This window comes from Arthrobacter sp. zg-Y877 (assembly GCF_030373105.1).
Classification (GTDB): domain Bacteria; phylum Actinomycetota; class Actinomycetes; order Actinomycetales; family Micrococcaceae; genus Arthrobacter_B.
Window position 1 is genome coordinate 169700 of sequence record NZ_JAUCPU010000008.1, and the last position, 23165, is coordinate 192864.

General features: G+C 65.8%; 20 protein-coding genes and 1 tRNA gene. 8 read left to right on the forward strand and 13 right to left on the reverse strand.

The annotated features are described in order from the left end of the window. Positions 1-25: 25 nt before the first annotated feature. The 5 genes from QNO03_RS14470 to QNO03_RS14490 all read right to left on the reverse strand — a co-directional run bounded on the left by QNO03_RS14470 (position 26) and on the right by QNO03_RS14490 (position 5844). Complete coding sequence (locus QNO03_RS14470; RefSeq protein WP_289603838.1) at positions 26-913, reverse strand: 3-hydroxyacyl-CoA dehydrogenase family protein; 888 nt, start codon at positions 911-913, stop codon at positions 26-28. 89 nt (positions 914-1002) lie between these two features. Then, on the reverse strand, positions 1003-1800 hold the full coding sequence (locus QNO03_RS14475) for an enoyl-CoA hydratase/isomerase family protein (protein WP_289603839.1): 798 nt from the start codon (positions 1798-1800) through the stop codon (positions 1003-1005). Positions 1801-1818: 18 nt separating this feature from the next. Continuing rightward, positions 1819-3852, reverse strand: a complete 2034-nt coding sequence (locus QNO03_RS14480) for a TRAP transporter permease (protein ID WP_289603840.1) — start codon at positions 3850-3852, stop codon at positions 1819-1821. Next, positions 3842-4990, reverse strand: coding sequence for a TAXI family TRAP transporter solute-binding subunit (locus QNO03_RS14485; RefSeq protein WP_289603841.1), 1149 nt, complete (start codon positions 4988-4990; stop codon positions 3842-3844). The genes QNO03_RS14480 and QNO03_RS14485 overlap by 11 nt, the downstream gene beginning before the upstream one ends. A 53-nt stretch (positions 4991-5043) precedes the next feature. Further along, the gene (locus tag QNO03_RS14490) at positions 5044-5844 is read right to left on the reverse strand and encodes an enoyl-CoA hydratase/isomerase family protein (RefSeq protein ID WP_289603842.1); all 801 of its coding nucleotides are present in this window, start codon (positions 5842-5844) and stop codon (positions 5044-5046) included. A 181-nt stretch (positions 5845-6025) separates the two neighbouring features. Here QNO03_RS14490 and QNO03_RS14495 point away from each other — a divergent pair, with 181 nt between their 5' ends. Next, the gene (locus tag QNO03_RS14495) at positions 6026-7204 is read left to right on the forward strand and encodes an acyl-CoA dehydrogenase family protein (RefSeq protein ID WP_229951024.1); all 1179 of its coding nucleotides are present in this window, start codon (positions 6026-6028) and stop codon (positions 7202-7204) included. Positions 7205-7334: 130 nt separating this feature from the next. On the opposite strand, the gene QNO03_RS14500 is transcribed toward QNO03_RS14495, so the two are convergent. Continuing rightward, a complete protein-coding gene (locus QNO03_RS14500; protein WP_289603843.1) occupies positions 7335-8177 on the reverse strand; it encodes an alpha/beta fold hydrolase in 843 nt (280 codons plus the stop codon). Between the two features lie 95 nt (positions 8178-8272). On the opposite strand from QNO03_RS14500, the gene QNO03_RS14505 reads away from it, so the two are divergent. Both QNO03_RS14505 and QNO03_RS14510 read left to right on the forward strand, forming a co-directional pair. Then, positions 8273-8842, forward strand: a complete 570-nt coding sequence (locus tag QNO03_RS14505) for a TetR/AcrR family transcriptional regulator (protein WP_289603844.1) — start codon at positions 8273-8275, stop codon at positions 8840-8842. An 86-nt stretch (positions 8843-8928) separates the two neighbouring features. Further along, positions 8929-9489 (forward strand): hypothetical protein, encoded by a 561-nt coding sequence (locus QNO03_RS14510; RefSeq protein ID WP_289603845.1) that lies wholly within the window; start codon positions 8929-8931, stop codon positions 9487-9489. Here QNO03_RS14510 and QNO03_RS14515 read toward each other — a convergent pair. Beyond that, positions 9474-10310 (reverse strand): crotonase/enoyl-CoA hydratase family protein, encoded by an 837-nt coding sequence (locus QNO03_RS14515; RefSeq protein WP_289603846.1) that lies wholly within the window; start codon positions 10308-10310, stop codon positions 9474-9476. The genes QNO03_RS14510 and QNO03_RS14515 overlap by 16 nt on opposite strands. Positions 10311-10399: 89 nt before the next feature. On the opposite strand from QNO03_RS14515, the gene QNO03_RS14520 reads away from it, so the two are divergent. Then, positions 10400-10972, forward strand: a complete 573-nt coding sequence (locus QNO03_RS14520) for a hypothetical protein (RefSeq protein WP_289603847.1) — start codon at positions 10400-10402, stop codon at positions 10970-10972. A 68-nt stretch (positions 10973-11040) separates the two neighbouring features. On the opposite strand, the gene QNO03_RS14525 is transcribed toward QNO03_RS14520, so the two are convergent. From QNO03_RS14525 to QNO03_RS14540, 4 genes are all read right to left on the reverse strand, one after another. Further along, positions 11041-12075 carry an aldo/keto reductase gene (locus QNO03_RS14525; RefSeq protein ID WP_289603848.1) on the reverse strand — a complete coding sequence of 345 codons (1035 nt, stop codon included), beginning with the start codon at positions 12073-12075 and terminating at the stop codon, positions 11041-11043. Positions 12076-12155: 80 nt separating this feature from the next. Continuing rightward, positions 12156-12731, reverse strand: a complete 576-nt coding sequence (locus QNO03_RS14530) for a GNAT family N-acetyltransferase (RefSeq protein ID WP_289603849.1) — start codon at positions 12729-12731, stop codon at positions 12156-12158. 82 nt (positions 12732-12813) lie between these two features. After that, positions 12814-12901: transfer RNA gene (locus QNO03_RS14535), tRNA-Ser, on the reverse strand. Between the two features lie 84 nt (positions 12902-12985). After that, positions 12986-15100 carry a prolyl oligopeptidase family serine peptidase gene (locus QNO03_RS14540; protein WP_289603850.1) on the reverse strand — a complete coding sequence of 705 codons (2115 nt, stop codon included), beginning with the start codon at positions 15098-15100 and terminating at the stop codon, positions 12986-12988. Positions 15101-15208: 108 nt separating this feature from the next. Here QNO03_RS14540 and QNO03_RS14545 point away from each other — a divergent pair, with 108 nt between their 5' ends. Continuing rightward, positions 15209-17212 carry an FAD/NAD(P)-binding protein gene (locus tag QNO03_RS14545; RefSeq protein WP_289603851.1) on the forward strand — a complete coding sequence of 668 codons (2004 nt, stop codon included), beginning with the start codon at positions 15209-15211 and terminating at the stop codon, positions 17210-17212. Positions 17213-17337: 125 nt separating this feature from the next. Here QNO03_RS14545 and QNO03_RS14550 read toward each other — a convergent pair whose 3' ends face one another. Then, on the reverse strand, positions 17338-18831 hold the full coding sequence (locus tag QNO03_RS14550; protein ID WP_289603852.1) for an aldehyde dehydrogenase family protein: 1494 nt from the start codon (positions 18829-18831) through the stop codon (positions 17338-17340). 274 nt (positions 18832-19105) lie between these two features. On the opposite strand from QNO03_RS14550, the gene QNO03_RS14555 reads away from it, so the two are divergent. Both QNO03_RS14555 and QNO03_RS14560 read left to right on the forward strand, forming a co-directional pair. Next, positions 19106-19765 (forward strand): hypothetical protein, encoded by a 660-nt coding sequence (locus QNO03_RS14555; RefSeq protein WP_289603853.1) that lies wholly within the window; start codon positions 19106-19108, stop codon positions 19763-19765. Between the two features lie 78 nt (positions 19766-19843). Beyond that, positions 19844-20818: a DUF2382 domain-containing protein gene (locus QNO03_RS14560; RefSeq protein WP_289603854.1), complete on the forward strand. Its 975-nt coding sequence runs from the start codon at positions 19844-19846 to the stop codon at positions 20816-20818. Between the two features lie 108 nt (positions 20819-20926). Here QNO03_RS14560 and QNO03_RS14565 read toward each other — a convergent pair whose 3' ends face one another. Continuing rightward, positions 20927-21871: an alpha/beta fold hydrolase gene (locus QNO03_RS14565; protein WP_289603855.1), complete on the reverse strand. Its 945-nt coding sequence runs from the start codon at positions 21869-21871 to the stop codon at positions 20927-20929. A gap of 154 nt (positions 21872-22025) precedes the next feature. Between QNO03_RS14565 and QNO03_RS14570 the strand changes: the two genes are divergently transcribed. Beyond that, on the forward strand, positions 22026-23135 hold the full coding sequence (locus QNO03_RS14570) for a carboxylate-amine ligase (protein WP_289603856.1): 1110 nt from the start codon (positions 22026-22028) through the stop codon (positions 23133-23135). Positions 23136-23165 lie beyond the last annotated feature (30 nt).

Genomic DNA, 23165 nt, shown 5'->3' on the forward strand with positions numbered 1-23165 from the left:
CCTTCGAGCGGACGGTGAGAGGGGTTCAGGGCTGGGCTTCGTAGTCATACCAGCCCCGCCCTGTCTTGCGGCCGTAATGCCCCTGTTCGTACATCTTCTTCAGCGACGGGTGCGGCAGGTCCGCCGGGTTCCCGGTCTGCTCGTGTTCGGCAGCCCGGACAAGATAGGCGACGTCGATCCCCACGAGGTCCATCAGCTCGAAGGGTCCCATCGGGTGGCCGAGGGCCGTACGGGCAGCAACGTCGATGTCCTCGAAGCTGGCGATTCCGGCTGCCTCAAGTTCCAGTGCCTCGGCGCGTAGGGCGCGCAGCAGCCGGTTAGCGACAAAACCGGGAATCTCCCGGTTGATGCGGACCGGCTGCTTGCCCAGCTTCTCGGCGAGGGCGACCGTGGTGTCCACCGTGGCGTCCGACGTCTCGGGATTGCGCACGACTTCGACGCAGGCCATGACCAGGGCCGGGTTGAAGAAGTGCATGTTGCACACCCGGTCGGGCCGGGTAGTTGCGTCCATGAGCACTGACGAGGGGATGGTCGAGGAATTGGTGGCCAGGATGGCGTGGTCCGGCGCGGCCGCATCCAGATCCGCGAAGAGCTTCCTCTTGATGTCGATCCGCTCCACGGCGGCTTCAAGGATGAAGTCCGCTTCGCATGCGGCTGCGAACGAATCCGTGGTGTAGCTCATCCGGGCCAGTGCTGACTCGACCTCTTCGCTGCTGCGCCGGCCCTTCTCGGCGAGCCTGCCCAGGCGGCGGCGCACTTCCTCCCGCGACCGGTCCAGGGCGCTGGCATCCAGGTCGCTCGTGGTGACGTCGTAGCCGGCCAACGCAAAAAGTGCACCGATCTGGGTTCCCATGGCACCGGACCCCACCACGAGGATGCGGCGGATGGCGTCGATGTTCGGCTGGGGTTTCATGTTTCTCCTTGCAATGCGTGTGCGCGGGGTTGGGTGGTGAAGCCTGCACCAGGGGCAGGCCGGAAGTGGGACTGGGTGGCGCTGCGGACTCAGGCGGTGCCGTTGAACCTGGCCGGACGTTTTTCCAGGAAGGCCGCGGCGCCCTCGGACTTCTCATCGGCGGCGTACAGGAGCGATTGGGCGAGGCGCTCCAGCAAAAGGCCGGTGCGCTGGTCGGTTTCCGCGCCGCCGCTGATGACCAGCTTGGCCAGGCGGACTGCCAGGGGGCCCTTGGCGAGGATGGTGCGGGCCGTGTCCCTGGCACTGTCCAGCAGCTGCTCGCCCGGAACGACGCTGGTGACCAACCCGATGCGCAGTGCTTCCTCGGCGTCGATAATCCGACCCGTGAGGATCAGCTCCTTCGCCCGTCCCTGCCCGACCAGCCGGGACAGCCGCTGGGTTCCACCGGCACCGGGGAGGATGCCCAGGTTCGCTTCGGGGAGCCCGAACCGGGCGGTGGTGGAGGCTATGCGGATGTCGCAGGACATGGCCAGTTCGTTGCCGCCGCCGAGCGCGTACCCGTTGACGGCAGCAATGGTGGGCTTCTCGAAATCCTGGACGCGGTCATAGAGCCGTTGCATCCGGGCCCGGAGCCCGTCCTGCAGGGTGTACCCGGCAAGCTGGGTGATGTCCGCGCCTGCAACGAAGGCCTTCGTGCCGGCGCCGGTGAAGATGACCGCGCCGACATCGGAGTCGGCCTCAAGGGTGTCCAGTGCGGCATCGAGGCCGTCCAGCACTGATCGATTGAGTGCGTTGCGCACATCGGGACGGTTGATGGTGACGACGGCTGTGCGCTCGCTGATCTCGGTGAGTACCGGCGAGCTGGCGCCTGGGTTGGTGTCGGTCATGGTGGATCCTTTCGCGTGTCAGGTGACGGTGCTGGCGGGCGGTGTCGGTATCGGCGCAGTGACGGCCGCTTCGGGGTCGGCATCGTCCCGCGTTTCGGTCTCCGGTGCCTTGACTGGGAGGAGGCTCAGCACCACGCTCGCGGCCACCAGGACAATGCCGCCGACGGCGGTCAAGACCGTGGGCAGGAACAGCAGGAACCCGCCGACCGCGCCAACCAGGCGCAGCGGAATCGGCATCCGCCGGTCAAACCCGACCACCCAGCCTTCTATCGCCGACGCGAGGCCGTACACGCCAGCAATGCTCAGGACGAAGGCCAGCAGGATCCGGCCAGGCGAATCCTGGGCCACCAGCGCCGGGTTGAGCGCGAAGCCGAACGGGACGACGTATTTCACCGCGCCCAGCTTCATGGCCGCGATGCTGGTTGCCATGGCCGGCGCCTTCGCCAGGCCCGCTGCCGCGAAGGCTGCCAACCCCACCGGCGGGGTGATATAGGAAACGGAGGCCCAGTAGATAACGAACAGGTGGGCGGCGAGCGGGTTCACGCCGAGGTCCACCACGGCCGGAACCATAACGATGGCCAGGAAGACGTACGCGGCGGAGATGGTCATGCCCATGCCTAGGATGAAGCAGGTGATGGCCCCGGCGATCAGGATGAGCACTACGTTGTCACCGACCAGCGCCACCAGTTCGCGGGCCAGGGAGAGGCTCACACCGGTCGCGGTGAGCCCACCGACGATCAGCCCAACGCCGGCGATGATGCCGATGATGTTACTCAGGGTCCTGCCGGAGTCGACGAGGAATTCAGTGAATTCACGGAAACCGAACTTCTGCCCAGGCCGCAGGACGGCCACGAGGAGGAGGAAAAGAATCACCCAGTAGGGAACCTTGGTTTCCGAGTTGGTGATGAACAGCATCCCCGTGAGCAGGACGAGTGCGAGCACATAGGGCCAGCCGCGAAGGAGCGTGGGCAGGGTTCGGGGAAGCGTGTCCACCGGGGCGCCTTTAAGGCCGTTACGGGCGGAATAGCCGTCCACCTGCAGGTAGATACCCAGGAAATAGAGGAAGGCGGGGATTGTCGCGGCGACGAGGATCTCGGTGTACGGGACCCCGACGAAGGAGACCATCAGGAAGGCGGCAGTGCCCATGATCGGGGGTGTGATGGATCCGCCGGAAGAAGCGGTGGCTTCAACGCCGCCGGCGTAGGTGGCGCTGAAACCGCTGCGCTTCATAGCCGGGATGGTCATGGGGCCGGTGGTCAGGACGTTGGAGACGGCGCTCCCGCTCATCATGCCCATGGCGGCGCTGCTGGCCACCGAGACCTTGGCCGCGCCACCGCGGTAGCGGCCGAAAATGGACATCGAGAGGTTGTGGAAAAAATCGGCGCCGCCGGTGTGCTGGAGCGCAACACCGAAAATGAGGAAGCCGATGAGGATGGTCCCCGCGGTCTGCAGTGGAAGCCCGAGGATGCCTTCGGCTCCCATGACGTGAACCTGGGCGAGGGTGGGCAGGTCGTAGGTGACGCCCTGCAGGACCGGGATCGGCAGGTATTTGGCCACCAGTGGGTAGAGCGAAAAGATCAGGGCGATCAGGGTGACCACCAGCCCTCCGGTGCGGCGAAGCGCCTCAAGGGCCACCAGCCAAAGGAGGAAGCTGGCGACCGTGGCGGCATCAGGGGCCATGTACTCCCAGCCGAAGGTCTTGATGCGCGTTCCGTTCACTGCCAGGTAAATGCACACTGCGGCGGTGACCAGCATCAGGGCGACATCGAACCACCGCACCGGGGCCTCGGCGGACGTGTCCGGGTCTTCGGCCTGGGGGCCTTCCGCTTTCTTAGCGACTTTCTCTAAGAGGGGAACCTTCCTGACGGGGTTGACTATGAACACCATAGGCAGGAATACGGCCAGGATCAGGTAGAGGTAGGCGTTAGTCAGCAGCGAGAGGCCGCCCACGTTCCAGAAGAAAACCTGGTTCATGGTGAGCAGCACGCCCAGCAGGGTGAGGGCGATGACCGTGCCTCGCCACGGCGGGGTGAGGCGGGTCTCAGCTTTCATCGTTCTCCCCCTTGGCGTCGAGCTCAGTCTTTTTCCATTCGGTCCAGTTACGTTCCAGCTCCTCCGGCTCGGAGGATTCGAGGATGCCGGGCCATGCCTCGCGCATCCTTTCTCCGCGTTCGATCAGCTCGTTGTTCTTCCGTTCCAGCTCCTCGGTCCAGGCGCCCTGCTCCTCGAAGTAGCGAACGGTTCCCTCATGGAAGGGAACCACCAGGGGTTCTTTTAGGACGGCCTCAAAGGAGAACTGGCTGGCGTCCGGAGTGGTCGTCTCATAGTGCTCAAAGTTGTCCACCATGGCCTTTACGAGGTTGTACACCTCGTCGGCGTCGCGGGAGCCCATGGTGGTGAGTGGAATGGTGTATTCGAGCACACGGGCCGTCTCGCCTTCCGGCACACCGGGGGCATCGCTCACCTCACCAACCGTGGCCATAGGCATCAGTTCCTCCCAGGTTTCGTAGCGGGCGGTATCCGGGTCGTCGAAGGTCAGCCATTTGACGTCCACCTTGGATGCGAGCTCGTTGATGTTGGAACCGACGACGTTCTGGTACAGGGCATCGATCTGTCCCGATTCCAGGCCGGCAAGCTGCTCGCCGTAGGCGATGGGCACCTTCTGCACGTCCTCTCCGGTGAGGCCGCCATAGTTCAGGAAGCCCTCCATCTTGTTATTGATGGAGGTGTTTGCCGTCAGATTCGGAAACCGCTTGCCCTTCAAATCGGCAAAGGTGTCGATTCCGCTGTCTTCGCGGACCAGCAGGCCGTAGTTGCCGAGCGGAGCCCAGACCAGGCGCAGGTCCTGCGGACCCCATTCAGCGGTCGCATACTCGTAATCGCCCTCGAACGCGTAGTAGTACTCATCCCCGGCGCGGGAATAGTCGATGGTGCCGTTGACCAGCGGAGCCAGGCGGCCGATGCCCGTATCGGCGGTCATCAGCCTCACCTGGACGTCCTCTTCAGCAGTCAGGGTGTTGGCGATGGCAGCGAGATCGTTGTAGGTGCCGGTTCCGACGTTGTACGTGGACCACACCAGCTGTTTGGGGAGGCCGTTCGGACCGACCTCGTCACCGCCGGCAGCGCAGCCGGTCAGCGCAAGCAGCGCTACGGCGGTCCAGGCGCCGCAGCGCGCTTTCCTTGTCCTCATAATGACCTTTCGACATTGAAGGGTTGAGTTGAAATCGTGGTGATAGGGATGAGTCATTGCCCGGAAAAGGCAGGATCGCGGCGCTCCTGGAAGGCGGCCTTGCCCTCACGGAAGTCGGATGTCTCGAACAGGGCCGGCTGGCGTTCCTGCTCGAACCGGAGGGCGGCGTCCAGCGATCCGGAAAACTGTAGGAGCCCCCGTTTTACGGCCGCGACGGCGAGCGGGGCCCGATCAGCCAGATCTGCGGCCCGCAGGATTGCGTGTTCCAGAACGGACTGTGCCGGAACCACCTCATCTGCGAGACCGGCCGCGAGGGCACTTTGTGCGTCGAGGGGGTCCGCCTGCAAAAGGATGCTCCTGGCTCGAGCCGTACCAACGCGCTGGGCCAGTGAATGGAGCAGACCGCCGTCGGGAACCAAGCCAAGCCGCGTGAACGGGAACAGGAACCGCGCGTCATCGCCGGTGATGACGAGGTCGCAGACGCAGGCCAAGCCGACGGCTACACCGGCAGCAGGGCCTCTCACAGCCGCGACAACGGGTTTCTCCAGAGAGGCGAGGAGGGTGATGAGCGAGCCGACATCCACCATCCGTGCCCGCCCTTCCGCCTGTGAGGGCGGGGGCATGGCTCCCAGATCGCCGCCTGCGCTGAAGGCCTCACCCGAGCCGGTCAGGACAACTGCACGGATCCGCGGATCGGCAGCGGCACTTTCCAAGGCCTTCTGCAGCTGGTCCCTGATCTCAGATCCAAGGGCATTTCGGCGACGCTCGTCGGTGAGGGTCAGGACGGTTACCGGCCCCCTCACGCTGATATCCACGCGGGGGGAGCCTGATGTATCGAGGATCGAGCGGCTCACGGAAACCTCCAGAGGGTCATTTTTTGTCGTCTAAGTCACATTTACACGGCTCCTTGAAGACTTCAAATACATAATTTGCCTTCCATTGATACCTAGAAGGTAAATATCAATCCGGTGTGCACTAAAACAGCCGGCAGTGGGGGATTGTCGTCAGGAGACTTGTTTGCCCAGAGGAGGATTTATGACCGTCACCCCTACCGACTTGCTCAATTTGGACGCAGATCTCCAGCCGGAGGAACTGGAGACGAGGGCAGCGGTCCGCGAATTTGTGGATCGGCGAATACGTCCCAACATTTCCGAGTGGTATGAAAAGGCTGTTTTTCCGCTTGAGATCGTGCCCGAAATGGCGGAGCTTGGCCTGTTGGGCATGCACATCCAGGGATACGGCTGCGCTGGGAAGACAGCGGTGCAGTACGGCATTGCCATGCAGGAACTGGAGGCAGGGGACTCGGGCCTGCGCACCTTTGTCTCCGTGCAGGGATCACTGGCGATGTCCGCGATCGCCAAGCACGGATCGGAAGAACAAAAACAACGCTGGCTGCCGGGCATGGCACGAGGGGAGCTGATCGGCTGCTTCGCCCTGACGGAACCCACGGCCGGATCGGACCCCTCCACGATGGCCACCACTGCGGTGCTGGACGGGGACACTTGGGTGCTCAACGGAGCAAAGCGGTGGATCGGATTGGCCTCGGTTGCCCATGTGGCCGTCGTTTGGGCCCGCGCCACGGAGGCGGACGGCACGGAGCGGGTCCGGGGGTTCCTTGTGCCCACGGACACCCCGGGATTCAAGGCGACCCCGATCGAGCCGAAGCTCTCCATGCGGGCCTCCATCCAGTGCGATATCGAACTCTCCGATGTCCGCTTGGAGCAGGACGCGATCCTTCCTCACAATCCAGGCCTGCGCGGCCCGTTCTCATGTCTGAACGAGGCCCGCTACGGCATCGTCTGGGGGGCCTTGGGAGCCGCGCGGGACAGTTTCGAAGCAGCGCTGGCTTACTCGCAACAGCGCGTTCAGTTCGATAAGCCCCTGGCCGCGTACCAGCTCTCGCAGGAGAAACTTGTCAACATGGCATTGGAAATCCAGAAAGGGCAACTCCTGGCCCTGCGGATCGGCAGGCTCAAAGATGCAGGCCGGCTGGAGAACCACATGATCTCCGCCGGCAAGCTGAACAACTGCCGGGTGGCCATCGAGATCTGCCGGCAGGCCCGCACCATGCTCGGCGGAAACGGCGTCACTCTCGAGTATTCGCCGCTGCGCCATGCCAACAACCTCGAATCGGTGCGGACCTATGAAGGGACTGACGAGGTACACACCCTCATCCTGGGCCAGCACCTGACGGGCCACGCCGCCTTCCGGTAGGGACGCAAGGTATAGGGGGCGGGTATCGGACAGCCCGGTCGAAGGCCTAGCGCCGGCCTGGGATGCGCCAGCAGCGGGACGGGTTTCGGCCCGTCCCGCAGCTGTTTTCGCTCCGCTGTTTTCCCGCCGGTTATTTGCCAACGAATTCCAGCAGTGCCTTGTTGACCTCGCCGGCGTGCGTCCACAGCAGGCCGTGCGGCGCGCCGTCGATCTCCACGTAGTCCGCTGCGGGGACCAGCTTCCGGAAGCGGCGGGCGGTGGCGTCGATCGGCAGGATGTTGTCCGCCGTGCCGTGCAGGATCAGCACGGGCTTGCCGCTTTCGCGGACCGCATCGACGTCGGCCCTGAAGTCTTCGATCCAGGTGGGGACGACGGCGTAAGCGGCGACCGGCGCACTGGAGATGGCCACGTTCCAGCTGGCCGTGACGGCCTCCTGGCTGATCCGGCTGCCCAGGTTTTCCTCCAGATTGTAGAAATCGGAGTAGAAATTCGTGAACCAGGCGTAGCGGTCTGCGCCTGCGGCTGCCGCAATGCCGTCGAAGACCTCCTGGGGAACGCCTTCGGGATTGTCGTCCCGGGCCACGAGGAACGGTTCGAGCGACGCGAGGAAGGCGAGCTTGGCGATCCGCTCGTGGCCGTGCCGGCTGACGTATCGGGCCAGTTCGCCGGTGCCCATGGAGAAGCCGACCAGGATCACGTCGCGCAGGTCGAGGGTTTCCAGCAGGGTATTCAGGTCCGCAGCGAACGTGTCGTAGTCATACCCGGAGCCGGACTTGCTGGACTGCCCGAAGCCGCGGCGGTCGTAGGTGATGACGCGGTAGCCGGAGGCGAGCAGTTCGCGGGTCTGGCGCTCCCAGGAATGTCCGTCCAGCGGGTAGCCGTGGATCAGGACCACCGGCTGGCCGGCTCCCTGGTCTTCGTAGTAGAGGTGGGTAGTGGTGCTGTTTTCGGTGCCTACGGGGATGAAGCCCATGATGCTGTCCTTTTCTACTAAGTGAGAACGATCGTTCTCAGCTCGTGGAAGCGACTCTAGAGAACGACCGTTCTCACGTCAAGTACAATGGAGCTATGAGTCCTGAGGAAACAAACGAACGCATCCTTTCCGCGGCTGAGGAGCTCTATTACCGAAAGGGATATGCCGCCGTCGGGATGGACGAGCTCCGCTCTGCCGCTGGTGTGTCGCTGCGGCGTCTCTATGCGCAGTTCCCGTCGAAGGACGACATTATTTCGGCAGTGCTCGGGCGTAAACACGAAGAATGGGAAGCGGCCGTCACAAAGCAGGTAGCTGCCGCCGGCCCCGAACCCAGGGCAAGGCTCCTGGCTGTCTACGACTTCCTGGAGAGCTGGTTCTGTACCGGCAGTTTCCGCGGCTGTGCCTTTATCAATGCCTTTGGCGAGCTGGGTGGCACCAATCCGGAGGTGGCACGGATCGTGAAGGAGCACAAAGAGTCGTTCCAGCGCTCCATGTCCGGGCTCGCACGTGAGTTGGGCGCTTCGGAGATGCTGGGGGTGCAGCTGTCGATTCTCGCTGAGGGTGCGCAGAGTACGGCGGCCATTTCAGGTGATTCCGATGCGGCGGTGCAGGCCCGTGCCGCCGCCGAAGTGCTCATCGACGCAGCCCTCCGCACCGCCGCCTGACTCCTTCCGGCCGCTGGCGCCGGAGGCATGCTAGATTTCCCAAAAACCCGACGGTTGAATGTCCGGGAGAACTGGGGGGAGAAGACATGGGGCCGGACATAAACACCGGGACAGCGCCGCGTGAAACCGCGTCCCGTGAAATGGTGGCTGAGGTTGCGGCCACCCGATGGCTGTTCGCCGCTACAGGCGCGGGAGCGTTGATCGGTGCCGCCTGGCAGCTCGCGGGCGCAGGGCAGCTGCCGTTCCTCCCGCAGAACTTCTTAGGGACCTTGCTGGTGGGCTTCGGCGCCGGAATCCTTGCCGCCTTACTGATCTTGGCCGCATGGTCCCTTACCGCCCGCTCGGAATCACGGCTCGGGATCCGGCAGCAGCGCGGAGCGATGGCGGCTCTGGCGGGCCTGGCCGCCTTCTGTATTCCTTTCACTCCAGACCTGGTTTTCAGTCCGGTCTTCGGAGCAGCGCTGGTCCTGCTGGCTATACGGAGCCGTGATGTCCGGACGGCGGCCGCGGGGGTTGTGGCCCTGGCTGTGGCGCTGGCGCTGGCCTTTTCCCCTGATTTTCCCGGCTCGGCACTGGTCCTGGGCCTTGTTGCGGCAGCTGCGACCGCGGTCGCCGCGCAGCCGTCGGCAGGCTACTCCCCGCGGTAGACCGGTGGGCGCCGCTGGGCGAAGGCGGCAGTAGCCTCGCCGAAGTCATGGCTGGCCAGGAACGCGCTGTTCCAGACCTGCACGTAGTCCAGACCGTCCTGGACCTGTGCCTGGGTCCGCCGGTTCAGGACGTGTTTGACGCCCTGCACCACCAGCGGGGGATTGGCAGCGACCTGCGCCGCGAGTTCGCGGCCGCGGACGACGACGTCGTCGGCCAGTTCCGTGACCAGGCCGAGGGAAGCGGCATGGTCGGCGTCGAAATCCTCGCCCGTGAGGGCCAGCTGCCGGGTGACGCCTTCGCCGATGATGGCGGGTAGCCGCTGCAGCGACCCGAGGTCGGCCACAATGGCGACCCGAACCTCACGGACGCTGAAGCGCGCGGTGCGGGAGGAAATGCGGATGTCTGCGGCGGCAATAACGTCAATGGCTCCGCCGATGCACCAGCCGTCCACTGCCGCAATGACCGGCTTTGCGCAGCGGGCCAGCGACGTGACGGCGTCCTGAAGGTCCTGGATCTTCCGGCGGAAGCCCTCGCGCAGCTTGGCGTCCATGCCGCCGGCCGCGAGCAGCGGAGCGAACACCGGTGCCATGGCGGGCAGGTCCAGGCCGTAGCTGAAGTTCCCACCGGATCCATAGAGCAGGACGGACCGGACGGCGTCGTCCGTGCTGAGCGCATCGAACACCACCGGCAGCTCGGTCCAGAAATCCGGTCCCATGGCATTGCCCTTGGACGGTCCAATCAGCTGCACTTCGGCCACGCCGTCATGAATTTCGACACGCAGGGAGCGCAGGGAAGGCAGGGTCGTGGCGCTGGACGTCATGGCATCTCCGTTGATTTGGCGCATGGTGGGCTGGGCGCCAATATACCGGGCGTTTTAAGGCCCGGCGAAAGCAAAGCTAGGATCAAGGTATGGAGCTTGCGGTTATTCTTCTCTTCGTCTTATCCATCGCTGTTGTCAGCACGCTCTGGGGCAGGATTGAGAAGCGCCGTGCCGCCAATCCCACGTCGGAGGCAGGCACGTCCAGCGGCGCCGATGGTTCTGCCGGCGCCCGTCCCGCCACGGCGCGTCCGGCGCGCCCTGCACGTCAGGCCCCGGCGGGAGCCGGCACCTCACCCCAGGCCGCCAAGGAGGCTGCGTCCCTGCTCACTGCCGAACAGCACCGGCAGATCTACGCAGCACTGGGCCAGGGCCAGCCGGTGAAAGCGCTGAAGCTCTACGCCATGTTTACCGGCTCCGGCATCCGGGCTTCGGGGGCGGCCATCACCAACATGGCTGCCCACCCCCAGCCCTACGTGCGGCCGGCCGCGGATCCAGGAACACCGGCCGCGCCGGACGCCGCGAAGCCCGGGTCGGCCCAGCCGGACGCAGCCAAGGCCGACGCGGCCAACCCCGGCGCTGGAGCAGAATCAGAGGCGGTCCGGGAGGAAGAGATCAGCAAGTGGGCCCAGCAGCTGCGGCCCGAAGACTTCCTCAAGCCTTAACCGGCAGCACTGACCAGAAGGGCCGGACCGGTAGCCGGTCCGGCCCTGTGCCTGTCCAGGCGCTGCCGTCAGCCCCGGCCGCCCTCAAGTAGGCGCGAACGCTGGTTCCGGCCGTCCGGGCCGTACGGATAGTTGCCGACCTGCGGGACACTCAGTTCGGTCAGGCGCTGCTTTTCCTCATCGGCCAGCACCAGGAACGCCGCCCCCAGATTGTCCGCCAGCTGCTCCGTAGTCCGTGCCCCCAGGATGACTGACGTCACCCCGGGACGCTCCGCCAGCCAGGCCAGGGCTACCTGGGCCGGGGTGGCCGAGTGGGCGGCCGCGACCGCACGCAGCTCATCGAGGATCCGCCAGGTGCGCTCGTTATGGCTGCGCAGGTCCCAGCCCTGGAACTGACGCGTGGGATTGTCACCCACGCGTGTGTTCCCGGCGGGCACCGTTTCGCGGTGATATTTGCCCGTGAGCCAGCCGCCGGCGAGCGGTGACCAGGGCAGCAGGCCCAGGCCGGCGTCGAGCGCTGCCGGCACAATTTCGGATTCGATCTCCCGCTCGAGCAGGTTGTACTGCGGCTGCAGCGTCACCGGCAGCGCCCAGCCGTGTTCCCGCGCCACGTACACGGCCTTGGTCAACTGCCAGCCGGTGAAGTTCGACAGCCCGTAATAGCTGATTTTCCCCGCCGTGATGGCGTCGTTGAGGAAGCCCAGGGTTTCCTCCAGCGGGGTGTAAGGATCCCATGCGTGCAGCTGGTACAGGTCCACGTGGTCCACGCCCAGCCGGGTCAGGGACTCGTCCAGGGCACGGCGCAGATGACGGCGGGATGTGCCTAGATCATTGGGCCCGCCGCCCATCGGGAAGCGGCCCTTGGTGGCGAGGATGACGTCGGCTGCTTCCGTGGGATGGGCATGGAGCCAGCGGCCGATGATCTCCTCGGACGCGCCGCTGGTGTAGACATCCGCAGTGTCCACGAAGTTTCCGCCGGCCCGGACGTAATCATTGAGGATGGAGTGGGAGGCACGCTCGTCGGATTCGTTGCCGAAGGTCATGGTGCCCAGGGCATAGTTGCTGACCGAGGTTCCGCTGTTGCCAAGCAGTCGCATTTCCATGGGCGTTTCCTTCACGGTAGGGGAGCTGGTGAACGGGCTGCCAGCTTATCCGGCGGCCGCGCCGAAAGCGCCGGCAGCGCCTACAGGGTCCGGTCCGCAGGCACCCGCTCCGGGCGGGATGAGGCCGGGTGCAGGGCAGTGAACAGCAGGGAATCCAGCCGCTGCCCGTCCACCAGCCGGTGGTCCCGGAGCCTGCCCTCGAAGGTGAATCCGTTCTTTTCCAGCACCCGGACCGACCCGCTGTTTTCCGGATGGCAGGTGGCCTGTACCCGCACCAGCCCCATCGGCCCGAAGGCGTGGCCCAGCAGGAGGGCTGCGGTTTCGGTGGCGAGGCCCTGGCCCCAGACGCTTTGATGCAGTGTGTATCCCAGTTCTCCGCCGCTTTCGGAGCCGCTCGTGGTCCAGACCCCGGCGGTTCCGACCACCCGGCCTTCGAATACCACGGCCAGGGTGAACCGGTTCCTGGCCTCCGCAACGGGTTCGATGGCAGCGTCGTCAACAAACGACTGTGTTTCGGCGCGGGTATTGGGCCCCCAGGTCGACCACTGCGTGACCACCGGGTCGGACGCGAAGCCGTGGACCGCGTCGACGTCGTCGGGCCTGACATCCCGCAGCGTAACGCGCGGACCCTGCAGAACGATGCTGTCCTGTTCCATGGCGGCGGTCCCTTCGAAAGAGGTTCGGTGGTGACTCTAGGGTAGACGCAAAAAAACCCCCGGTTTCCCGGGGGTTTCAGCGCGGAGACGGGGGGATTTGAACCCCCGGTGGGCTTTAGGCCCACACTTCATTAGCAGTGAAGCCCATTCGGCCGCTCTGGCACGTCTCCAGCTTGCATATCCAACACAACCGGCAACTTCCGCTGCCAGCCTGACAAGACTACCGGCAACCGGCCGGTTAGGGCAAAACCGGTTTAGGCCAGCCTTCCGGTGAGTGCCTCCCACAGGAATTCGTAGGACATGGCGTGCATCCGGGCCGACTGACGGTTGTCCGCAGCGCCGGCGTGCCCACCTTCCAGCGCCTCGTGGAACCACACCTTTTCCGCGCCCAGCGCCTTCATCCGGGCGGCCATTTTGCGTGCCTGGACCGGGCCCACGCGGTCGTCGCTGGTGGCGGTCCAGATCAGCGTGGGCGGATACGAAACACCTTCCTTGATCAGGTGGTACGGGGAGAACGTCTTCACGAACTCCCACTGCGCCGGATCGTCCGGATCGCCGTATTCGGCAATCCAGGAATAGCCGGCGGAAAGCTTGGTGTAGCGGCGCATGTCCAGCAGCGGCACCCCGCAGGACACGGCGCCGAACAAATGCGGATAGGTGGTGAGCATGTTGCCCACCAGCAGTCCGCCGTTGCTGCGCCCGGTGCAGCCGAGGTGTTCGCGGGAGCTGACGCCGCGGGCCACCAGGTCTTCGGCCACGGCGGCGAAGTCCTCATACGCCCGGTGGCGGTTCTCCTGCAGTGCGGCCCGGTGCCATTCGGGTCCGTATTCGCCGCCGCCGCGGATGTTGGCCAGCACGTACACGCCGTGCCGTTCCACGCCGCCGGCGTCCGTGGTGCGCCGTTCCAGCCAGCCGCGGCCCACCACCCCGCTGTAGGCGGGGGTCAGGGAGGCTTCGAACCCGCCGTACCCGTTGAGCAGTGTGGGGTTGCCGCCGTCGAGCACCAGGTCCTGCGGAGCCACCTGGAAATACGGGACCTTCGTGCCGTCGGCGGAGACGGCAAAGTGCTGTTCGACCGTAAGGCCGCTGGTGTCAAAGAGTGACGGTGTGGTCTTCACGGCCTCGGCCCGGCCGGTGCTGCCCAGCGTGCCGCGGGAAAGGGTGGAGGGCGTGAGGAACCCGGTGCTGACCAGCCAGTAGTCGTTGCCGGCTTCCTCATCTTCGTCATCCACTGCATACGCGTCCACCGAATGCAGCGGCGGGCAGGCGTCCAGGGGTTCCGCCCGCCATCCGTCCCCGGGAGCCAGCACCAGGATCTCTGAACTGACATCGCGGAGCAGGTTCAGCAGCAGGTAATCCCGGGTCCAGCTCCAGGACTGCAGCGAGGTGGACGCGTCCGGAGTGAAAAGGCGGTGGACGGTCCGGTTGCCCGCGGTGAACTCCGCCACCGGTGCGGCCAGGAGCGAACCGGCGGGATGGGTGGCGCCGTCGAGCTCCCAGTCCGTCCGCGGTCGCAGCAGCAGCCATTCGCGGTGCACGTCCACGTTGACGTCCAACGGGACATCAAGCTGCACCCACTCGCTGCCTTCGCGCAGGAAAGTCCGGGTGTTGTAGAAGTCGATGATGTCCACGGCGAGATCCCGTTCGAAACCCGGGGTCTGGTCCCGCTGCACCACGGCCATCATGTGCTCTTCGGGAACCTCGAAAAACGGTTCGGCGTCCTTCAGCTCCTGCCCGCGGCGCAGGATGCGGCTGCTGCGGGGGTAGGAGGACGTGGTCATGGAGCCCGGACCGAAGTCCGTTCCCACGTAGAGGCTGTCTTCACCGGCCCAGCTGATCCGGCTCTTGGCGGCGGGAATGTCGAACCCGCCGGGCACAAAGGCCCGCTCGACGACGTCGAACTCGCGGTAGCGTGCCGCGTCGCCGCCGTCGGGGGAGAGCGCTACCAAGGCGCGGCGGTAGGAGACGCCGTCGGCCGGACGCAGGAACATGGATCCGCCCCACACCCACTCGGTGCCCTCGGCGGCGCTGAGGTCGTCCAGGTCCAGCAGCACCTCCCACTCGGTGTCGGCGGCCGTGTAGTTCTGCCAGGTGGTGCGGCGCCACAGTCCCTTTGGGTGGGCGGCGTCGCGCCAGAAGTTGTAGTAATGCTCCCCGCGCTTGGCCACCATGGGAATCCGGTCAGTGGAATCCAGGACCTGGAGCAGCCGCTCCCCGGTCTGTTCAAAACCGGTCCGCGAGAGCAGGTTTTCCGTAACGGCGTTCTCGGAGCGGACCCAGTCCAGCTGCCGGTCTCCGTAGATGTCCTCCAACCAGAGGAACTCATCTGCTGGGGCTGGATCGACGGCGTCATGGTTCGGGGATGTCATGCGCCCATCCTAACTTCCGGGTCCTTCCGGCCCCGTTCCTATCCCCTGCGGGGGACCGTACCAACCGCCTGGAACCCGCGCTGCTCCGCCGCCGGATACCCTAGATGCATGGACCACACGCAGAGTTTCCGGGTAGCTGTCATTGGCGCAGGACCCCGCGGCCTCTCCGTTGTGGACCGGCTGCTCACCCACCGGCGTGCCTCCGCGCAGCGCCTGCCGCTGCGCATTGAACTCATTGACCCGTTTAATCCCGGCCCCGGCCACGTCTGGCGCACCAACCAGTCACGGTTGTTCCTGATGAACACTCCGGCACTGTTTCCCACCGTCGTTCCGGCCGGAAACACCGTCCGGGACCTCCTTCCCTCGGTGGCGGGGCTTTCCTTCAACCAGTGGCGCGAGCTGATGAACGCCGGCACCCGGACCGCAGACGGTCTGTCCGCTGGCGACCGCGAGGAGCTGGCCGCCCTGGGGGCCGCGGATTTCCCCAGCCGTCCGCTCTACGGCCGGTACCTGGAATGGACCTATGGCCAGCTGCGGGCTGCCGCCGCCGAGGACGGCGTGGAACTGGTGCACCGCCGGACCGAAGCACTGGGCATCATCCGTGAAGCGGATGGACGGCTGGTTATTGAACTTGAGGGACAGCAGGTTCTGGCCGCGGACGCCGCCGTGCTGGCCCTGGGGCATCTGCCGGCTCTGCTTTCCCCGGAGCAGGCACGCCTGCAGGACGCCGCTGCCCGCCATGGCCTGACGTACTTCCCGCCCGCCGTACCCGCCGACGTCGACTTCTCCCGCTTGCCGGCCGGTGAGCCCGTGCTGGTCCGGGGGCTGGGCCTGAACTTCTTTGACGTGATGGCTGCCGCCACCGTGGGCCGCGGCGGACGGTACGTCTCCACCGGACTGCCTGCCGGCCGTGCCCTGCGCTACGAACCCTCCGGCCGGGAGCCGCAGCTGGTTGCGGCCTCACGCCGCGGTACCCCGTACCGGGCCAAGGCGAAGCTGGACTCCTATGTGCCGCGCGGTGTCCACCTGCGCTGGCTGACCCGCGAAACGGCGCTCGCCCTCCGGGCGGACGGCCTGCTGCCGGGCTTTGACCATGACCTGTGGCCGCTGCTTCACCGCGACGCGGTCTGGGCGTACTACAGCACGCTGGCCCGGGTGGCCCCGGCGGAATTGAACGGCCCAGCCGCCGAATTCTCTGACCGTCTGGAAGCTGCCCTGAACCTGCCCGGACCGGAGTGGAACGCCGCGATGGAATTGGTGCTGGATGCCTATGTTCCGTCTGCCCGCCGCACCAACCTTGAAGCCCTGGCCCAGCCCCTTGGACGCCGGCCCTTCAGCGGTGCCCCGGAGGCGGACAACGCCGTCCTGGCGTATCTGGAGGCGGACGCCGCCGGGTCCGCCGCCGGGGAGGACGACCCGCTGAAGATGGCGATCGGCGCCCTGAACGCCGGACGCAGCCTGCTCAAAGCCGTGGTGGCCGACGGCGGCCTCGCGGAGGCGTCCTGGCTCAGCGAACTGCGGGGCTGGTTTGAACCGCTGGTGGAAGGCCTGGCCAGCGGCCCGCCGCCGGAGCGGATCGAACAGCTGGCGGCGCTGGTCCGTGCCGGCCTGGTGCACTTTGTGGGCCCGGATCCCCGGTTTGACGTGGACGAGGCCCGCGGAATGTTCACTGCGTCCTCCCCATGGGTGGGCACCGAGTACGCCGCGTCCACCCTGATGGAGGCCATGATGCCGCCCAATCGGGTGGACCGCAGTGTTTCACCGCTGCTGGCAGGTCTTATCCGTGACGGCCTGGCCCGGCCGAAGGTGATGATGTCCGGTGACGGCACCCCCGTGCTAACCCCGGGCCTGGACGTCACGCTGCCGCCCTACCGGGTGGTCGGCGTCAGCGGCGAACCGGTGGAGAACCTGTTTGTGCTGGGCCTGCAGCTCTCCTCGGTCCAGTGGGGGACGGCGATTGCCGCCGAGGCGGGAGCTCCCGCGGCGGAAGGCTCGCGGACGCTGCAGGACGCGGACGGGATCGCGGCCGCGGTGCTTGCCGCCACCACAGGGGGTTCCCGGTCCCCGTCCTCCCATCCGGTGTCCCCGGAGGCTGCGCCGGCGCAGACCTAGACCCTCAAGCGCGGGGGCAAGGCAGGGGCAGGCGAATAGATTTTCCAGCGATAACGACGACGACGGCCCTCACCGGAAAAGGTGCGGGCCGCCGTCGGGCGTTTACCGGTTAGTGCGTTACCGGATTAGAACGGGTATTCGCGCGGGGCGTGCTGGACGCTGATGGTGTGGTCCGTGGTGAACTCGTCGATGGCCCACTCGCCGTTGAACCGGCCGAGGCCGGAGTTCTTCTCGCCGCCGAAGGCAATGTGCGCCTCGTCCTGGACCGGGAAGTCGTTGACGTGGGTCATGCCTGCCTTGATGCGGCGGGCGAACTTGACGCCTTCCTCCAGGTTGGCGGTGAAGACGGCGCTGGAGAGACCGAGGTCGGTGTCATTGGCCAGGGCCAGTGCATCCTCGGCGTCCTTGGCGCGCATGATTCCGGCGATCGGGCCGAAGATCTCCTCGCGGGCCAGTTCCATGTCCTTGGTGACGTCGGCGAAGACGGTCGGGGTGAGGACCTGGCCGTTGATTTCACCTTCGAGCATCAGGCGGGCGCCTTCGGACTTGGCGGTTTCGATCTTCGTCTTCAAGCCTTCGAGCTGCTTGGCGTTGATGATCGGGCCAACCACGTTCTTCGGGTCGGTCGGGTCTCCGGCGTTCAGCGTCTTGACGTGCGCGGTGAACTTCTCCACGAACTCGTCGTACACGGCGTCTTCGACGATGATCCGGTTCACGGCCATGCAGATCTGTCCCTGGTGCAGGAACTTGCCCATGGCGGCCGCGCGGACCGCCTGGTCGACGTCGGCATCCGCGAGAACCACGAACGGGCTGTTGCCGCCGAGCTCAAGCGCCGTGTACTTCAGTGTGGCGCCGGTGGCTGCCAGGGCGCCGATGTTCTTGCCCACCGGGGTGGAACCGGTGAAGGAGATCATCCGCGGGGTCGGGTGCTCCACGAAGGCGTCGCCGATTTCCGAACCGGCGCCGACGACGGCGTTCAGCACACCGGCGGGCAGGCCTGCCTCTTCGAAGATCTTGGCGATGATGAGCGCGCCCGTGACCGGGGTGTCGCTGGCGGGCTTCAGGACGACGGCGTTACCGAGGGCCAGTGCCGGCGCGACGGAGCGCTGGGAAAGGTGGAGCGGGAAGTTCCAGGGGCTGATCACGCCGACAACTCCCAGGGGTGCGCGGTAGACACGCAGTTCCTTGTGGGGGGTGTCTGAATCCATGATCTTGCCGGAAACGCGGTGCGGGAAGGTGGCTGCCTCGCGGGTAATGGAAGCGGCGGAGGCAACTTCAATGTTGGCCTTCAGCATGGTGCTGCCGGATTCCGCGTTGAGCCAGGCGATGATCTCGTCGCGGCGCTCTTCGAAGATTTCTGCGGCGCGGGCAATGACCGTGCGGCGCTCATTCGGGGTCCTGGCTGCCCAATCCTTCTGGGCTTCCTCTGCAGCGGCGTATGCGTCGTCCAGGTCTTCGCGGGAGGCCTGCTGCATGGTCATCAGCTGCGAACCATCAAAGGGGTTGGTGTCCGTGAGGGTCTTATCCGAGCGGCCGTCGCGCCACTGGCCGCCAATGAACTGCTGGGCGGGGATCCAGTCGGTGAGGGCCGGGGATGTTGATTCGAGCTGGGTTGTCATGATTTCTCCTAGATGAATCTTGACGGTGTATTAGTGGCTACAACCTGTGTGGGGGCGGATCAATTCCCGCTACCGGGGCCGCTCCGGGTTCCAGGGGTCCTGGCCGCAGGGGCAGGCTAGACCGGCGCGTGGTGATGGACCAGAGAAGAATCGACTGTCAAGAGCTACCGATACTAAGTACCCTTTTTATTTTCCCTGGTTCAGCCTAGCGTTGGACGAACCAGTGGCCAAACGGGACTCTTCCCGGCTGCTCTTAGGGCAAAAGGACATCTTTATGAGTACGAGCGCCAGTGCAGCAGGAGACCATGGACGAAAAACACCGGGCCAGGATTCCGGCGATCGGCGGGCAGGCTCGGACCCGACGCCGGACGGCCGGCGCGGCAACGGGATGGATGACACCAGCCGGCGGCAGGTGGTGGAACGCGAGAAAGCCACCTTCGGCGGAGTGAAAATCGGATCGGCCTTTTTTGGCTGGTTGACTGCGATCGGCACCACGGTACTGCTGAGTGCCCTGGCCACCGCTCTCGGCGCGGCAGTGCTGTCGAATGACGACAGCCCGGACACCACGGCCGTCACCGTCACCGGGACCATCGTCCTGCTGGTGGTCCTTTTCGTGGCTTATTACTGCGGCGGATATGTGGCGGGCCGGATGGCACGTTTCAACGGCATGAAGCAGGGCATTGCGGTCTGGGTCTGGGCAGTGGTGATTGCCATCGTGGCGGCCATCCTGGCGGCGATTGCAGGGGACCAGTTCAACATCCTGGTCGATCTGAACGGATTCCCGGCGATCCCGATGTTTGGTGACAACGCCACGGCGGGAACCATCGTCGCGGCGCTCATAGCGGCAGCTGTGGCTCTGGTCGGCGCGATCCTCGGCGGGCTGGGCGGCATGCGCTTCCACCGCCGCGTGGACAAAGCCGGACTGGGCGACTGAAAGTTCTGGGGGTAAGCGGGGGACGCAGTATCCAAAGCACCATCAGGCGCCTGCAGGGCGCGGAAACAGGAGAACAACGTGATCACCAGCGAACAAATCGACACCATCATGAACCACGGAACCGTGGAAGGCACTAACGGCGAGAAGATCGGCTCGGCGGGGGATATCTACCTGGACGACGAGACGGGCCAGCCCGCTTGGGTGACCACGAAGACCGGTCTCTTCGGTTCCAAGGAGACGTTTGTTCCGCTGGCAGAAGCCACGGTAGACGGATCTGTTGTGCGGGTGCCGTATTCCAAGGAGATGGTGAAAGACGCTCCGCGGGTGGACAAGGACGGGCACCTCAGCGACCAGGAGCAGGACGAGCTCTACAGCTACTACTCCATCGGCAGCTCGCGGAGTTCCGGAACATCCGGTACGACGTCCGGAACCTCCGGCACCACGAGCGGCCAGCGGTCCTCGTCGGGCGGAAGCGGCACGTCCAGCGGCTCCGGGACTTCACGCAGCTCCGGCTCGTCGGGCGGCTCCGGGACTTCACGCAGCTCCGGCTCGTCGGGCGGCTCCGGGACCTCCTCCGGCCGTACGGAAAGCAGCCGTGGTTCAGACCATGGCCAGGTGGGGCATGACACGTCCGGTCCGACGACGGATGACGCGATGACCCGGTCCGAAGAGCAGCTTCACGTAGGCACGCAGAGCCGGGAATCCGGCCGTGCCCGCCTGCGCAAGTATGTAACCACGGAGAACGTCACCAAGTCCGTTCCGGTCAGCCACGAGGAAGCGCGGATTGAGCGTGAGCCCATCACCGACGCCAACCGCGGCTCGGCAATGGATGGACCGGCCATCAGCGAGGAGGAGCACGAAGTGACCCTCCATGCCGAAGAGGCCGTGGTGGAAAAGGAGGCAGTGCCCGTGGAACGTGTCCGGCTGGACACGGAAACGGTGACTGAAGAAGCCACGGTGACGGAGGAAGTCAGCAAGGAGCAGATCGACATGGAGGGCGAAGGCGGCGGTGGCAGCGGCGGCAGTGGCAGCGGCGGCAAGCGCCGCAGCTGACCCTGAGCTGACCCTGAGCTGAACAGGCTCCTGCATCGCCGGCCGCCGGAAACACCGGCGGCCGGCGATGCCCGTTAAGTGGCGGTGTCCGAAAACCGGGGGCTCCGGTCAGCGGGCCTCGTGCGCCGCCATCCAGCGCGCCAGCCCTGCCGCGAACTCCGCGCTCTGTTGCTCGGGCCACCAATGCCCGGCATCCACCGTGGTGATTTCCACGCCGGGAAACCGGTTCTCCAGTCCGGACGTGAGCTTCGGGGAAAGGAACGGATCCTTCGTCGGAACGATCACCTGTACGGGTCCGTCGTATCCGGCGTCGGGAAGTGCCTTGCCGGGGGCGAACATGTTGGCGCGGTAGAGCTGGAGTCCCCGCACCCCGCTGTCCCCGATTTTCCGTCCGGCGGCCTTCTCATAGGGGGCCGTCAGCAGGCGCTTCCACGCGGCGTCGGGTAGGACAGGGAGCTGGAATGCGGCTACGTACCAGCTGCGCAGCGCCTGCATAAAGGCCTGCGGCCAAAGCCGGGGTGAGCGCAGCCGGGTCTTGAACCAGCGGTGGAAGTGCCCCAGGTCCGGTCCCGAGATGCTGGTGTAGCTGAGGATCCTGCCCTCGGCACGGGGATCCTGGATGGCAGCCCAGCCCTGGATGGATCCCCAGTCATGGCCCACCAAGTGCACTCGTCCGGTCCCGGTGGCATCGAGGACGGCGTACAGGTCTTCCACAAGCAGCTCCAGCCGGTAAGGCGCGAGCTGCTTCCCCTGGATCCCCGCCACCCGTGAGGCACCGGCGTTGCGGGTGTCGTAGGTGATGACGTGCCGGTCTGCAGCCAGCTTGGCCACCACCCCGTCGAAGACGTGGTGGTCATCTGGGTAGCCGTGCACCAATAAAACACTGGGCGGCGGCGTCACCGCGTTACCCGCCGTCCCCGCCGGACCGCACTCGTACACTGCCAGTTCCGCGCCCTGGCTCCGGACAGTGCGCTTCCGTTCCTCCAGGGCCGCTGCCGGCTTATTAATGCGCTCCGGCTGTTGCCCCGGCTGCGGCGGGTGGTTCTTGTCCATGCCGTGACTCCTCTGGTGTCGCCGGGGTCCGCCTCTCGACTGCGCGGGCTTCTCCCCAGAATACTGTTTGCCGGAAGATACTAAGGAGCCTTATAGTGATGCTCCGGGTTGAGCAGCGGCCCCTAGGATACTTCGGCGATGAAGGGCAGGGGCCATGCGGACCTTCGGCATTGAAGAGGAATATCTGCTGGTGGACGGTGAAACCGGCGTGCCGCTGCCGGTGGGGCCGGAGATTGGCCGGGTGCTTCAGCCCGGCGGGACCTTGAGCACCGAGTTCAAGCAGGAACAGATCGAATCCGGCACACAGGTACACACGGTCCTCGAAGAGCTCGCGGCGGACATAGTGGCCTGCCGGGCCACTGCCGACCGGGCAGCCGCCGCCGCAGGGGCCCGCGCGGTGGCGCTCGCAACCTCGCCGCTGCCGTGCCGGCCCACCCTCACCGAGGACGAGCGTTTCAGCAGAATGGACCAGCGGTTCGCGCAGATTGCCCGTGAGCAGCTCACCTGTGGATGCCACGTGCATGTGGGTGTCGAATCGGATACAGAGGGTGTGGCCGTACTGGACCGGATCCGGTCCTGGTTGCCGCTGCTGGGGGCACTGAGCGCCAACTCCCCCTTCTGGAACGGAGCGGACACGGGCTTCGCGAGTTACCGCTCCCAGGTGTGGAGCCGCTGGCCGCTGGCCGGACCGTACCCGGTGTTTGGATCAGCGGAGAACTACCACCGGCTGGTGGACGGCCTGCTGGAAACGCAGGTACCGATGGACCACGGACAGATTTACTTCGATGCCCGGCTAAGCCGCACGCATCCCACCGTCGAGGTCCGGATAGCCGATGTGTGCCTGTATGCGGACGACGCCGTGCTGCTGGCAGCCTTGGTGCGTGCGCTGGTGGAAACCGCCGCCCGGGAATGGCGCAATGGTGTGCAGCCCAGCGGCGTGCCGGAGACCCTGCTGCGGCTGGCTGCCTGGCGGGCGGGCCGGTTCGGGATGGATGGAGAGCTGGTGGACCCGCTCGGGTCTACGGTTGCGGACACATTTACCGTGGCCAAATCCCTCCTGGAATACGTACGTCCGGTGCTGGAGGAACAGGGAGAGGCCACGCTGGTCGAGTCACTGCTCCGCCAACTCCTCGCCCGGGGAACCGGAGCCCGGCGCCAACGGGCAGTGCTGGCGCGGACCGGAAGCCTTCGCGAGGTGGTCGCAGACAGCGTCCGCATCAGTAATCTCCCGGCAGCCCCGATTACCGAGCGGCACGACTGCTGAGCTGACAGTATTTCCGCACAGATAACAGAA